This is a genomic window from Pantoea sp. NGS-ED-1003 (assembly GCF_000738765.1).
In the GTDB taxonomy this organism is placed as follows: domain Bacteria; phylum Pseudomonadota; class Gammaproteobacteria; order Enterobacterales; family Enterobacteriaceae; genus Pantoea; species Pantoea septica.
This window is the reverse complement of sequence record NZ_JPQA01000004.1, coordinates 311,087-325,445: the sequence shown is the minus strand read 5'-3', so window position 1 is coordinate 325,445 and position 14,359 is coordinate 311,087. Positions and strand designations below refer to the sequence as shown.

Genomic DNA, 14,359 nt, shown 5'->3' with positions numbered 1-14,359 from the left:
GGAACAGCTGCATGATAACGATTCGTGATGTTGCCCGTCTGGCTGGCGTGTCGGTGGCGACCGTCTCACGCGTGCTGAATAACAGCAGCGCCGTTACCGCGGAGACGCGCGACGCGGTGCTGCAGGCGGTGGATTCGCTGGGCTACCGGCCCAACGCCAACGCGCAGGCGCTGGCAACGCAGATCAGCGACACCATCGGCGTCGTGGTGATGGACGTCTCCGATCCCTTCTTCGGCGCGCTGGTGAAAGCGGTGGATACCGTGGCGCAGCGCCTGCACAAACATGTGCTGATCAGCAACTCCTGGCATCAGGAAGATAAAGAGCGCCATGCGATTGAGGTGCTGATCCGCCAGCGCTGCAATGCGCTGGTGGTGCACGCGAAAACGCTTTCAGACGAAGAGCTCGCCTCGTTTATGCAGCAGGTGCCGGGCATGGTGATGGTCAACCGCATCGTGCCGGGCTTCGCTCATCGCTGCGTCAGCCTGGATAACGTGGCGGGCGCGCTGATGGCGACCCGCATGCTGCTGCAGCAGGGACACGGCCGCATCGGCTATCTCTGCTCCAGCCATGACATCGAAGATGTGCAGCAGCGGCGCGAAGGCTGGGAGCAGGCGCTGGCGGAGCAGGGGATTCGTCCGCAGGAGAGCTGGATCGCCAGCGCCGAGCCTGATATGCAGGGCGGCGAGGCGGCGATGGTGGAACTGCTGGGTCGCAACGTGCATCTCAGCGCTATTTTCGCCTACAACGACGGCATGGCGGCCGGCGCGCTTACCGCGCTGAAAGATAATGGCATTCAGGTGCCGCAGCATTTCTCTGTCATCGGCTTCGATGATATTCCGATGTCGCGTTACACCGATCCTCAACTCACTACGGTGCGCTATCCCATTGTTTCTATGGCTAAACTCGCCACCGAGCTGGCGCTGAGCGGCGCGGCGGGCCAGCTGGACGTCAGCGCGCAGCACATCTTTATGCCGACGCTGGTGCGTCGTCATTCCGTGGCGCAGCGGCAAAATGTGGAGTCGGTCACTAATTCAGGCGATAGCGCCATGTAACCGTTTTCAATCTGTGATTGTATTCACAGTTAATTAACATGCCGCTCACTATGATGGCAGCGTCTTACCGGACTGAAACATTATGTAACGCCGCACTAACCGCAGCAGGCGTGGTTTCAGCAACCCGTTGAAAAGGTTCATCACATCTTCAGGATGCGTTGTCGCACATGGAAGTCAGGTTTCTGGACGGCGATTCAGCGGGGCAGCGCGATCTCACTCGCCTCTTTGCGACTCGCCGAATCTTATTTTACCGAAAGCTCATGCGCGCCTGACGCGTCTGAGCCAGTACTACCCTGCAAAAAACCGGAGATACCATGAATAAGAAGGTTTTCACGCTCACAGCTTTGGTTGCCAGCATGATGTTCGGCGCAACGGCACACGCAGCGGACACGCGTATCGGCGTGACCATCTACAAGTATGACGATAACTTTATGTCGATGGTTCGTAAGGACATCGAGAAAGAGGCTAAAAACCTCGGCGGCGTACAGCTGCTGATGAATGACTCGCAGAACGACCAGTCCAAACAGAACGACCAGATCGACGTGCTGATGGCGAAAGGCGTGAAGGCGCTGGCGATTAACCTGGTGGATCCGGCCGCAGCGGCCGTGGTGATCGATAAAGCGCGCGGCAACGACGTGCCGGTAGTGTTCTTCAACAAAGAGCCGAACGCGAAAGTGCTGGCCAGCTACGACAAAGCTTACTATGTCGGCACCGACTCTAAAGAGTCCGGCATTATTCAGGGCAAACTGATTGAGAAGCACTGGAAAGCCTCGCCGAACTGGGACCTGAACAAAGATGGTCAGATTCAGTTCGTGCTGCTGAAAGGCGAGCCGGGCCATCCGGATGCCGAAGCGCGCACCAAATACGTTATCGATACCCTGAATCAGGACGGCATCAAGACCCAGCAGCTGGCGATGGATACCGCGATGTGGGATACCGCGCAGGCGAAAGACAAGATGGATGCGTGGCTCTCCGGCCCGAACGCCAACAAAATCGAAGTGGTGATCGCCAACAACGACGCCATGGCGATGGGCGCGGTTGAAGCGCTGAAAGCGCATAACAAGACCTCGATTCCGGTGTTCGGCGTCGATGCGCTGCCGGAAGCCCTGGCGCTGGTTAAGTCAGGCGCGCTGGCGGGTACCGTGCTGAACGATGCGGAAAACCAGGCGAAAGCGACGCTGGATATGGCGAAAAACCTGGCGGACGGCAAAGCCGCGACCGAAGGCACCAGCTATAAGATCACCGATAAGATCGTTCGCGTGCCTTACGTGCCGGTCGATAAAGAGAACCTGTCTCAGTTCCAGAAGTAATCCTGTCCGGGCGCGGCTGAGCCGCGCCCTGTTTTCACGTGACCAACGCTTTTTTTAGCCAGGTAAATTATGGCCAGTGATAATCCGACCGCGCAGCGTGAATATCTGCTGGAAATGACGAACGTCTCTAAATCATTTCCAGGGGTTAAAGCCTTAGATAATGTGAATTTAAAAGTGCGGCCTCACTCCGTTCATGCATTGATGGGTGAAAACGGCGCCGGTAAATCGACATTATTGAAATGCCTGTTTGGTATTTATAAAAAAGATACGGGGAGCATCCTGTTTCAGGGTGAGGAAATCGATTTTAAAAGTTCGAAAGAGGCGCTGGAAAACGGCGTTTCGATGGTGCATCAGGAGCTGAACCTGGTTTTACAGCGCACCGTTATGGACAATATGTGGCTGGGCCGCTATCCGCAAAAAGGGCCGTTCGTCGATCAGGACAAAATGTATCGCGATACCAAAGCGATATTCGACGAGCTGGATATCGATATCGATCCGCGCGACAAAGTGGCGACGCTCTCGGTTTCGCAGATGCAGATGATCGAAATCGCCAAGGCGTTCTCCTATGACGCCAAAATCGTCATCATGGACGAGCCGACCTCTTCGCTGACCGAGAAAGAGGTGAACCATCTGTTCACCATTATTCGCAAGCTGAAAGATCGCGGCTGCGGCATTGTTTATATCTCGCACAAGATGGAAGAGATTTTCCAGCTGTGCGACGAGATCACTATTCTGCGCGACGGTCAGTGGATCGCCACCCAGCCGCTGGAAGGGCTGGATATGGATAAGATCATCTCCATGATGGTCGGCCGCTCCCTGAACCAGCGCTTTCCTGACAAAAGCAACGTGCCGGGCGAAACCATCCTTGAGGTGCGCCATTTAACGTCGCTGCGTCAGCCGTCGATTCGCGACGTGTCGTTCGATTTGCGCAAAGGGGAGATTCTGGGCATCGCCGGGCTGGTGGGCGCCAAGCGTACCGATATCGTCGAAACCCTGTTTGGGATCCGCGAGAAGGTAAGCGGCACCATTAAGCTGCACGGCAAGCCGATTAATAACCACAGCGCCAACGAAGCGATTAACCACGGTTTCGCGCTGGTGACGGAAGAGCGCCGCTCGACCGGTATTTATGCCTTTCTCGATATCGGGTTTAACTCGTTAATCTCCAATATCAAGAAGTATAAAAACAATATCGGGCTGCTCGATAACAAGCGGATGAAAAGCGATACCCAGTGGGTTATCGACGCTATGCGCGTAAAAACGCCGGGCCACCATACGCAAATTGGATCGCTTTCGGGCGGCAACCAGCAAAAGGTGATTATCGGCCGCTGGTTACTGACTCAGCCTGAAATATTGATGCTCGACGAACCGACGCGCGGCATTGACGTCGGCGCGAAGTTCGAAATTTACCAGCTGATTGCCGAACTGGCGAAGAAAGAGAAGGGCATCATTATTATCTCTTCCGAAATGCCGGAACTGTTGGGCATTACCGATCGTATTCTGGTGATGAGCAACGGTCAGGTAGCGGGCATTGTAGATACCAAGACAACCACGCAGAACGAAATATTGCGTTTAGCGTCATTACACCTTTAATGAAGCAAGGGCTGTTAACATGAAAGCGACTACTAAAAAGAATGCGCTAACCTGGCTGAAAGAGGGCGGCATTTATGTCGTTCTGCTGGTTTTGCTGGCTATTATTATTTTCCAGGATCCGACATTTTTAAGCCTGATGAACCTGAGTAATATTCTGACCCAATCCTCGGTGCGTATTATTATCGCGCTGGGCGTGGCGGGACTGATTGTTACGCAGGGCACCGACCTGTCGGCCGGTCGTCAGGTGGGTCTGGCGGCGGTGGTGGCGGCGACGCTGCTGCAGGCGATGGATAACGCCAATAAGGTGTTTCCGACGCTGGATACCGTGCCGATTCCGGTGGTAATTCTGGTGGTGTGCGTGATCGGCGGCCTGATTGGCCTGGTGAACGGCCTGATTATCGCCTACCTTAAGGTGACGCCGTTTATTACTACGCTCGGCACCATGATTATCGTCTACGGCATCAACTCGCTCTATTACGATTTCGTCGGTGCGTCGCCGATTGCCGGGTTTGACAGCGGCTTCTCGAAGTTCGCTCAGGGCTTCCTGCGCTTTGGCGACTTCAAGCTCTCTTACATTACCTTCTACGCGATTGCCGCCATCATTTTCATCTGGATCCTGTGGAACAAGACTCGCTTTGGCAAGAATATTTTTGCTATCGGCGGCAACCCGGAAGCGGCGAAAGTGTCTGGCGTTAACGTCAACCTGAACCTGATTTTGATCTATGCGCTTTCCGGCGTGTTTTACGCCTTCGGCGGCATGCTGGAAGCGGGTCGTATCGGCAGCGCCACCAACAACCTCGGCTTTATGTATGAGCTGGACGCCATCGCGGCGTGCGTGGTAGGCGGCGTTTCTTTTGCCGGCGGCGTAGGAACGGTTGCGGGCGTGGTGACCGGCGTGCTCATCTTTACCGTGATCAACTACGGTCTGACCTATATCGGCGTGAACCCTTACTGGCAGTACATTATCAAGGGCGGCATTATTATCTTCGCCGTGGCGCTGGATTCGCTGAAGTATTCGCGTAAGAAGTAAGAGCAAAAGTATGTTGAAAAAGAGCGACCTGCAGGTCGCTCTTTTTGTTTGCGGGTGCCCTTTGTATGTGTCAGAAGCGGCGCGGGCGACAGGGGCTGTTCCGCAAAGTCGCTCAAGGCATCCCTGCTCGCTCGGCCCGCGCGGACACGCACCTCGTCCCTGAGGTGCGCCCGTACCGGGCCAACACGGGGCGTTGTTCAAAAACGCTCCCGGCGTTTTTGTCCCTGGCGCGGGACGCTTTGCTCCACAGCCCCTGTCGCCCACCTGGCCGGCTTTTGAGCCGCCTGAATGAAACGGCAAGGAGCTCTTTCTATTTCCGCGCTTTCTGCTCGCTTTCCAGCAGCTGCTCCGGCGTTACTGCCGGATAGCTCTGCGCATCTTCCGGCACCTCATGCACCGCCGGGATCGGCACCAGCGGGCCGAGGAAACGCGGCTCACGCTTCATCACGTAGAGATCGGCCAGCGCGCCGAGGCGCGCGCCCACCTCGCGGAAGCGGACGCTAAGCATATTCTTCGGCGACGGTACCGCATAGCACTGCGCCTGAATCCCCATATGCAGGGCGATAAACAGCGCGCGCTCGCAGTGAAAGCGCTGGGTAATGATAATAAAGTCGTTGGTGTCGAATACCTTGCGCGTGCGCACGATAGAGTCGAGAGTGCGGAAACCGGCGTAGTCCAGCACGATATCCTGCGGATCGACGCCGGCTTTGATCAGATCGCGGCGCATGGTCATGGGCTCGTTATAGCTGCTCATGGCGTTGTCGCCGCTCAGCAGCAGATAATTGACCTTGCCGCTGTTATAGGCGTTCAGCGCGCCCTGAATGCGATAAAGGTAGTACTGATTATAGACGCCGGTGCGGTAATACTTTGCGGTGCCCAGCACCACGCCAACCTGACGATGCGGCAGCGAGGCGACATCTTCATAAATATAGGGCGCGGTTTTCCAGCTGATCCAGCGATCCAGGCCGAGCGCGGTCGCCACCACCAGTAAGATGATGAATAAGAGACCAATAAAAACGCGTTTCAACATACGCGTGAGCGCTCGGGGTCAGGAAAAATCGGTGCATCAAGGCTACTTGAGGACCGGTTACGAAGCAAGGCGCCGCCGGTTGGCTGATGGATTTTTGCGCGGCAGCCGGGCCTGAAACGGCCCGGCGACCGGTTGTCAGATCGAGGTACGACGATAGTGACGATACTGCGGCAGCCAGAAATTGCTGGCGACCGCTTGCGACAGCACATCTTCCGACGTGACCACCGCGACGCCCGCCAGCTGCGCGGCTTTGCCCACTTCCATGGCGATAATTTTCGACACGCCCTGAATATCTTTGATCTCCGGCAGCACCGGACCTTCGCCTTCGTTCACCAGCGGCGAACAGTCGGCCAGCGCGCGGCTTGCCGTCATCAGCATCGAGTCGGTGACGCGCGTCGCGCCGGCGGCAATCACGCCCAGACCAATACCCGGGAAAATATAGGAGTTGTTGCACTGCGCGATCGGGTAGATTTTGCCTTTCCAGCTCACCGGCGAGAAGGGGCTGCCGGTCGCGACCAGCGCCGCGCCGTCGGTCCACGCGATAATATCCGCCGGCGTCGCCTCTACGCGCGATGTCGGGTTCGACAGCGGCATTACGATAGGACGCGCGCAGTGCTTATGCATCTCGCGAATAATCTCTTCGGTAAACAGGCCCGGCTGGCCGGAGACGCCGATCAGAATATCGGGACGGGCATTGCGCACTACGTCCAGCAGCGAGATGGAATCGCTGGCGGTATCCCACTCTTTCAGGTTCTCGCTCTTCTGCACCAGCTTGCTCTGGAAATCGAGCAGGTTCGGCAGCTTGTCGGTCAGCAGGCCGAAGCGGTCAACCATCAGCACGCGGGCGCGCGCCTCTTCGTCGCTCAGGCCTTCCGATTTCATCTGCGCGATGATTTGCTCGGCGATGCCGCATCCGGCGGAGCCTGCGCCGAGGAACACCACTTTCTGCTCGCACAGGCGGCTGCCTGCGGCGCGGCTGGCGGCGATCAGCGTGCCGACGGTCACGGCGGCGGTGCCCTGAATATCGTCGTTGAAGCAGCAGATCTCGTCGCGATAGCGCTGCAGCAGCGGCATGGCGTTTTTCTGCGCGAAGTCTTCAAACTGTAGCAGCACGTTCGGCCAGCGGCGTTTTACCGCCTGGATAAAGTCGTTAACGAAGGCGTCGTACTCTTCGCCGGTGATGCGCGGATGACGCCAGCCCATATAGAGCGGATCGTTAAGCAGCTGCTGATTGTTGGTACCGGCGTCCAGCACTACCGGCAGCGTATAGGCCGGCGAAATGCCGCCGCAGGCGGTATAGAGCGACAGCTTGCCGATAGGAATGCCCATGCCGCCGATGCCCAAATCGCCGAGGCCGAGAATGCGCTCGCCGTCGGTGACCACAATCACCTTCACGTTCTGCTTGGTGGCGTTTTGCAGCATATCTTCAATGCGATCGCGGTTGGGATAGGAGATAAAGACGCCGCGCGCGCGGCGGTAGATCTCGGAGAAGTGTTCGCAGGCCGCGCCGACGGTCGGGGTATAGATAATCGGCATCATCTCTTCGAGATGGTTGTCGAGCAGGCGATAGAAAAGGGTTTCGTTGGTGTCCTGAATGTTACGCAGGTAGACGTGCTTATCGTTATTGTTTTTAAAGTCCTGGAACTGACGCCAGGCGCGCTCTACCTGCTCTTCAATACTCTCGACCGCTTCAGGCAGCAGGCCGTTGAGGTTAAATTCGTTGCGCTCTTCCAGCGAGAAGGCGCTGCCTTTATTCAGCAGGGGAAATTCCAGCAGGATTGGGCCAGCGTAGGGGATGTACAGCGGACGCTTACTTTCGTACTCATGTTCCATGAATTGATGCTCCGGTTGCGGTGTTGTCTGGCAAAGCTCAGACGCCAGTCGTTCTTTTTTTGTGTTGCTGGCGCACGATCCTATGAAATTTCTCGCCGATGTACAGCTTTTGTAAATAAAAGATATCGTAAGTGTTGGAAAGCGTGTTCTGTGCCTCAGCCCTGGCGCAGCGTGACGCGCGTCAGCTGTTCGCATCCCAGCGCGGCCAGGGTCGCCTGCGTCGCAGCGAACTGATTCAGCGTGGCGTTTTCCACTTCGGCCAGCGCGGCGGCCTCGATGTTTTCGCAGGCTTCGCCCTGCATATTAAGCAGGATCAGCGCGGCCTGCAGCGGCGGCAGGCTCGGGTTGAAAGCGGCGTTCTCGGCGTAGCGTCCGGTGACTGTCGCGCCGCTCGCGGTGCGCAGCGCAATGCCGCTGTGCGAGCCGCTGTAAGGCGCATGGCTCTGGTTGGCGGCGGCGATGGCCGCCTGGGCGAGCGCGTCGCCTTCCCCCTGATAGCCGTGATCCACTTTATCCAGCAGCAGGGTAGTGATGTTCAGATCGCGCGGGCCGAAGGCGTCCGGCAGGTAGTCCGCCAGGGTGCTGACGCCGCGGCCGGGCAGGCTGATGCGCAGATCGGTGCCGCTGTTGAGTTCGTTCATAAACTGGCGACAGTGGCCGCACGGCGTGTAGTTGACCGTGACCGCCTCAAGGCGCTGCTCGCCGCGCAGCCAGGCGTGCGCGATAGCGCTCTGCTCGGCATGGACCGTTTGCTGCATCGCCACGCCCGCAAACTCCATATTGGCGCCGAAATACCAGCACCCGCTGACGCCGCGCGCCACGGCGCCGACGTTGAAGCGCGAGACCGGCGCGACCGCGCAGGCCGCCGCCAGCGGCAGCAGCGACAGCGCCAGCGCATCGGCATCCAGCTGGGTCTGCTGCATCAGCGATGCGACCTGCTCCGGCGTCAGCGCCGCCTGAAACTGCGCGTCGTCAAGAATCGGACGCAGCGCGCTTTGCAGAGCAGCGGGCAGCGCGTCGAAGGCGGAGGTGAAACGTGGATGCATGATAGCCTCGTTAATATAGGGCGGCCCATTGCCGCCAGAGGGGTTATATGTGATCTGTATCGCTCTGACAATGCAACAGATTTGCATCGTTTCAACTTTGCGAGATCTATCGCAAAGTTTTACCCGAACGCGTGCAGCAGCAGCGGAAAAATAAAGGGCGCCAGCAGCGAGGTGATGATGCCGCACAGCACCAGCGCCAGCGAGCTGAACGCGCCTTCCTGGTAATCCACCTCCGCCGCGCGCGCCGTGCCGAGCGCGTGCGACGCGTTGCCTATCGCCAGTCCGCGCGCCGCACGGGTTTTTATCCCCAGCAGGTTCAGCACCATATGGCCGAAGACCGCGCCGAGCACGCCGGCGATCAGCACGCAGATGGCGCTGATAGCGGGGATGCCGTGCAGCGAGGCGGAGACCGCCATCGCAATGGGCGTGGTCACCGATTTCGGCAGAATGGTAGCGGCGATTTCCGGCGTCGCGCCCATCCACAGCGCGATAGCGGTGCCGGAGACCATCGCGGTCACGCTGCCGATAAAGCAGACGCCGATCAGCGATTTCCAGCGCGCGCGGATTTGATGCATCTGCTCGTAGAGCGGCAGCGCCAGCGCGACCACCGCCGGCTGCAGCAGCTGATTGAGGATCTTGCTGCCGGCGAAATAGCGCGCGTAGGGGATTTGCAGCACCAGCAGCAGTGGAATAATGATCGCCATCGCTACCAGCAGCGGATTGAGCAGCGAGATTTTCAGCTTTGCCGCCAGGCGACGCGCCAGCATAAAGGCGCCAACGCTGAGCGGCAGCGACCACCAGATGTCACTCACTGGGCTTCTCCCGTACGCTGCGCGTATGAATTTTATGGGCGCTCCAGCCGACAATCGTCAACACCAGAAAGGTGCTGATCACGATGGAGACCACGATCGGACCGAACTGTGCGCTGAGCACGTCGGTGTAGTTGATGATGCCGACGCTGATGGGCACAAACAGCAGCGCCATATAGCGGATCAACAGGTGGCAGCCGGGTTTTACCCATTCCACCGGGAGGATTTGCGTCGCCAGCAGGGCGAACAGCGTCAGCATGCCGAGGATGCTGCCGGGAATGGTGATAGGCAGCAGCAAGGAGAGGGCGTTGCCCGCATAGAGGCAGAGATAGATGATAACGAAGGCGCGCACGTAGCGCCAGCACAGAGACAGCACGGTGGGCATAGCAGGCTCCTGTTTTCACTGCACAACATCATACGCGACATGGGATAAAAAAGGGCGACATTGCTGTCGCCCTGGGGCTTTAACTACGTGCCCGTCGCGGGTGGCCTGGCCCGATCGCAAAGACGCAAAAGGCGGCATCCCTGCCAGCTCGGCTCGCGACATCCTTGTCGCGGGACGCTTTGCTCTTCGGTCCAGGCCACCCGCTCTGAGGCATTGAGCGTGGCTGCCAAATCGACAGCCAGTCCCCTTACTTAACCGGCATGCCCGGCTGCGCGCCGCTGTCGACGGAGAGCACAAACAGATCTTTGCCGCCCGGACCCGCTGACAGCACCATGCCTTCCGACACGCCGAAACGCATCTTACGCGGCGCGAGGTTGGCGACAATAATCGTCATTTTGCCGATCAGCACCGACGGATCCGGATAGGCCGCGCGGATGCCGGAGAAGATCTGGCGCTTCTCGCCGCCCAGATCGAGCTGCAGACGCAGCAGCTTATCGGAGCCTTCCACCAGCTCGGCGTGTTCGATCAGCGCTACACGCATATCGACTTTGGCGAAATCGTCAATGGTAATGGTATCGCCAATCGGCGCATCCGCCAGCGGGCCGGTCGCCGGCTGGCTGGCCGCGGCGGCATCTTCTTTCGACGCTTCAATCAGCGCGTTAACTTTCGTCATTTCAATACGTCCATAGAGCGCTTTAAACGGCGCCACCTGATGATTGAGCAGCGGCTGAGCAATGGTATCCCACTTCAGTTCGCTGTTAAGGAACGCCTCGGCGCGCTCGCTCAGGCTCGGCAGCACCGGCTTCAGCCAGGTCATCAGCACGCGGAACAGGTTGATGCCCATTGAGCAGATCGCCTGCAGATCGGCGTCGCGGCCCTCTTCCTTCGCCACCACCCACGGCGCCTGCTCGTCCACATAGCGGTTAGCCAGATCGGCCAGCGCCATGATTTCGCGAATGGCGCGGCTGTACTCGCGGCTCGCCCAGGCTTCGCCAATCTTCTCTGAGGCGTCGACAAAGGTCTGGTAGAGCGCCGGATCCGCCAGTTCGGCCGAAAGCTGACCGTTAAAGCGTTTGGTCAGGAAGCCGGCGTTGCGCGACGCCAGATTCACCACCTTGTTGACGATATCGGCGTTCACGCGCTGCACGAAATCTTCCAGATTCAAATCGATATCGTCGATGCGCGAAGAGAGCTTGGCGGCGTAGTAGTAGCGTAGGCTGTCGGCGTCCAGATGCTGCAGCCAGGTGCTCGCCTTAATAAAGGTGCCGCGCGACTTAGACATCTTGGCGCCGTTTACCGTCACATAGCCGTGCACGAACAGATTGTTAGGCTTGCGGAACTGGCTGCCTTCCAGCATCGCCGGCCAGAACAGGCTGTGGAAGTAAACGATATCCTTGCCGATAAAGTGATAGAGCTCGGTGGTGGAATCTTTCTTCCAGAACTCGTCGAAATCGATATCGCCGCGCTTGTCGCACAGATTTTTAAACGCGCCCATATAGCCGATCGGCGCGTCGAGCCAGACGTAAAAATATTTGCCCGGCGCGTCGGGGATCTCAAAGCCGAAATAGGGCGCGTCGCGTGAGATATCCCACTGCTGCAGCCCAGACTCGAACCACTCCTGCATCTTGTTCGCCACCTGCTCCTGCAGCGCGCCGGAGCGCGTCCAGGCCTGCAGCATGGCGCTGAACGACGGCAGATCGAAGAAGAAATGCTCTGAGTCGCGCATCACCGGCGTCGCGCCGGAGACCACCGACTTCGGCTCGATCAGCTCGGTCGGGCTGTAGGTCGCGCCGCACACTTCGCAGTTGTCGCCGTACTGATCCGGCGATTTGCATTTCGGGCAGGTGCCCTTGACGAAACGGTCCGGCAGGAACATGCCTTTTTCCGGATCGTAGAGCTGAGAGATAGTGCGGTTTTTAATAAAACCGTTCTCTTTCAGTCGGGTGTAAATCAGCTCCGACAGCACGCGGTTCTCGTCGCTGTGCGTCGAGTGATAGTTGTCGTAGCTGATGTTGAAGCCGGCGAAATCGACCTGATGTTCCTGACTCATTTCGGCGATCATCTGCTCCGGCGAGATGCCTAACTGCTGCGCTTTCAGCATGATCGGCGTACCGTGCGCGTCGTCGGCGCAGATGAAATAGACCTGATTGCCACGCATTCGCTGGTAACGCACCCAAATGTCTGCCTGGATATGCTCGAGCATGTGGCCGAGATGGATCGATCCGTTCGCGTACGGCAGGGCGCACGTTACCATTATTTTTTTAGCGACTTGAGTCATAGTTTGCGTAGCTTTCTGTTGATTGAAAAAACGGGCTTAGATGGTAACTCATGCCCTGGCGGGCGTAAACACAAGGGCGGTCTGGCGTCGACCGCGCCGACATCTGATATCATTGTTGTGTTACCGCTGAACCCAGCGACAGAAAAAATAACAAGGAGTGGGGATGACAGCACAATCCCGGACATCACATTCACCTGAAGCCTTGCGCGCCGTGGTTATGGGCGTGTTAAGCGGCTTCCGGCATCCGACCCTCGATCGCAACCTCACCGCGCTGAAAGCGCTGCATCATGTGGCGCTGCTGGACGGCAAGCTGCATATCGAACTCTGCATGCCCTTCGCCTGGGCGAGCGCGTTTGAAGAGCTGAAGGCGCAGGCCAGCGCCGAGCTGCTGCGCCTGACCGGCACCCAGGCGATCGACTGGCGGCTGCGCCACGATATCGCCACCCTGAAGCGCGTCAAAGGTCAGCCCGGCGTAAACGGCGTGAAGAACATTATCGCCGTCAGCTCCGGCAAGGGCGGCGTCGGCAAGTCGAGCACCGCCGTCAATATGGCGCTGGCGCTGGCGGCGGAAGGGGCGCGCGTCGGCATTCTCGACGCGGATATTTACGGCCCGTCGGTGCCCAATATGCTGGGCACCGAGCATGAGCGTCCCACCTCGCCGGACGGCACCCATATGGCGCCGATTATGGCGCACGGCCTTGCCACCAACTCGATCGGCTATCTGGTGACCGACGATAATGCGATGGTGTGGCGCGGCCCGATGGCGAGCAAGGCGCTGATGCAGCTGCTTAACGAAACGCTGTGGCCGGATCTCGACTATCTGGTGCTCGATATGCCGCCAGGCACCGGCGACATTCAGCTGACGCTGGCGCAGAGCGTACCGGTGACCGGCGCGATTGTCGTCACCACGCCGCAGGATATCGCGCTGATCGATGCGCGCAAAGGCATGGTGATGTTCGAGAAGGTCAACGTGCCGGTGCTCGGCGTGGTTGAGAATATGAGCCTGCATATCTGCAGCCACTGCGGCTTCCACGAGCCGATCTTCGGCACCGGCGGAGCGGAAAAGCTGGTGGCGGACTATCAGACGCAGCTGCTGGCGCAGCTGCCGCTGCATATCAACCTGCGCGAAGATCTGGATGATGGCGAACCGACGGTGATCCGCCGACCGGAGAGCGAATTTACCGCGCTCTATCGCCAGCTGGCGGGCCGCGTCGCCTCGCGCCTCTACTGGCAGGGCGAAGTGATCCCCGGCGACATCGCCTTCCGCGCGCTTTAACCGCGCGCCGCTGGCGTCGGCTCAGGACGCCAGCGGAAAGTGCATCAGCAGATATTTTCCCTGTTCGCTCTCGCCCTGCGCGATAATCTTCCAGCCGTGCTTTAAATAGAACGCCTGTGCCGCCTTGTTCATCAACAGGCACTTCAGCGCGCCGGTGCTGGTAAAACTTGCCTGCACTCTCTCCAGCAGCGCGGCGCCGACGCCGCGGCCCTGATAAGCGGGATCGACGTAAAGGCTGTGAAGGAAGTTGTCATTTTCCAGCACGCCGGCAAAACCGACGCGATGGCCGTTAAGCTCGGCCACCCAGACGGTTTCGCCCAGGATCACGCTGTCGAAATCTTCCAGCTGCCAGTGGCTGTCGTCGAGCCAGCGCCAGTTATGGCGACGCGCGGCGAGAAACAGCGTGCGCAGGAACGGACGATCGGCTTCGGTATAAGAACGTATCTGCACGGTAAACTCCCTTAACGGCAATCAGAGTGCTGGCCATATCCGCAAACGGGAGAGAGGGCGCTGGCTCGTTATCAATAAGCGTCTCTACAAAACTAGCAGTTCTGCGATGAAAAGATAAACCGCGTTAAATCAAGGTGCTTTGCGTGTAGAATGCCGGGGCGGCGTCAATAGCGGTGCGGCTTGCCGCGTTTGATAGCTTTCGTTTATCTGATTGATAACGACTGCGTATTAGAAGTTGGCCCGAAAATTTTGTAACGTACATCACATCTT

The 14,359-nt window shown here is 58.5% G+C and carries 12 protein-coding genes; 5 read left to right on the top strand and 7 right to left on the bottom strand.

What is annotated here, in order from left to right:
* Positions 1-11: 11 nt before the first annotated feature.
* From galS to mglC, 4 genes are all read left to right on the top strand, one after another.
* Complete coding sequence (galS, locus tag JS46_RS10115; RefSeq protein ID WP_033750307.1) at positions 12-1,052, top strand: HTH-type transcriptional regulator GalS; 1,041 nt, start codon at positions 12-14, stop codon at positions 1,050-1,052.
* Between the two features lie 314 nt (positions 1,053-1,366).
* Positions 1,367-2,362 (top strand): galactose/glucose ABC transporter substrate-binding protein MglB, encoded by a 996-nt coding sequence (gene mglB / locus JS46_RS10110; protein ID WP_033750304.1) that lies wholly within the window; start codon positions 1,367-1,369, stop codon positions 2,360-2,362.
* 69 nt (positions 2,363-2,431) lie between these two features.
* Positions 2,432-3,952 carry a galactose/methyl galactoside ABC transporter ATP-binding protein MglA gene (gene mglA / locus JS46_RS10105; RefSeq protein WP_033750301.1) on the top strand — a complete coding sequence of 507 codons (1,521 nt, stop codon included), beginning with the start codon at positions 2,432-2,434 and terminating at the stop codon, positions 3,950-3,952.
* A 19-nt stretch (positions 3,953-3,971) separates the two neighbouring features.
* A complete protein-coding gene (mglC, locus tag JS46_RS10100; RefSeq protein ID WP_033750298.1) occupies positions 3,972-4,982 on the top strand; it encodes a galactose/methyl galactoside ABC transporter permease MglC in 1,011 nt (336 codons plus the stop codon).
* A gap of 310 nt (positions 4,983-5,292) precedes the next feature.
* Here mglC and sanA read toward each other — a convergent pair whose 3' ends face one another.
* The 6 genes from sanA to metG all read right to left on the bottom strand — a co-directional run bounded on the left by sanA (position 5,293) and on the right by metG (position 12,363).
* Entirely contained in the window at positions 5,293-6,012 is a 720-nt protein-coding gene (sanA, locus tag JS46_RS10095; protein WP_033750294.1) for an outer membrane permeability protein SanA, read from the bottom strand.
* Positions 6,013-6,147: 135 nt separating this feature from the next.
* Entirely contained in the window at positions 6,148-7,845 is a 1,698-nt protein-coding gene (locus JS46_RS10090) for an NAD-dependent malic enzyme (RefSeq protein ID WP_033750291.1), read from the bottom strand.
* A gap of 155 nt (positions 7,846-8,000) precedes the next feature.
* Positions 8,001-8,891: a cytidine deaminase gene (gene cdd / locus JS46_RS10085; protein WP_033750287.1), complete on the bottom strand. Its 891-nt coding sequence runs from the start codon at positions 8,889-8,891 to the stop codon at positions 8,001-8,003.
* 119 nt (positions 8,892-9,010) lie between these two features.
* Positions 9,011-9,703, bottom strand: coding sequence for a CidB/LrgB family autolysis modulator (locus JS46_RS10080; protein WP_033750285.1), 693 nt, complete (start codon positions 9,701-9,703; stop codon positions 9,011-9,013).
* Positions 9,696-10,085, bottom strand: coding sequence for a CidA/LrgA family protein (locus JS46_RS10075; protein WP_033750282.1), 390 nt, complete (start codon positions 10,083-10,085; stop codon positions 9,696-9,698). Before JS46_RS10075 ends, JS46_RS10080 begins: the two co-directional genes overlap by 8 nt.
* Before the next feature lie 247 nt (positions 10,086-10,332).
* Entirely contained in the window at positions 10,333-12,363 is a 2,031-nt protein-coding gene (metG, locus tag JS46_RS10070) for a methionine--tRNA ligase (RefSeq protein WP_033750279.1), read from the bottom strand.
* A gap of 163 nt (positions 12,364-12,526) precedes the next feature.
* Here metG and apbC point away from each other — a divergent pair, with 163 nt between their 5' ends.
* Complete coding sequence (gene apbC / locus JS46_RS10065) at positions 12,527-13,639, top strand: iron-sulfur cluster carrier protein ApbC (RefSeq protein WP_033750276.1); 1,113 nt, start codon at positions 12,527-12,529, stop codon at positions 13,637-13,639.
* Positions 13,640-13,660: 21 nt separating this feature from the next.
* On the opposite strand, the gene JS46_RS10060 is transcribed toward apbC, so the two are convergent.
* Complete coding sequence (locus JS46_RS10060; RefSeq protein WP_033750275.1) at positions 13,661-14,089, bottom strand: GNAT family N-acetyltransferase; 429 nt, start codon at positions 14,087-14,089, stop codon at positions 13,661-13,663.
* Positions 14,090-14,359 lie beyond the last annotated feature (270 nt).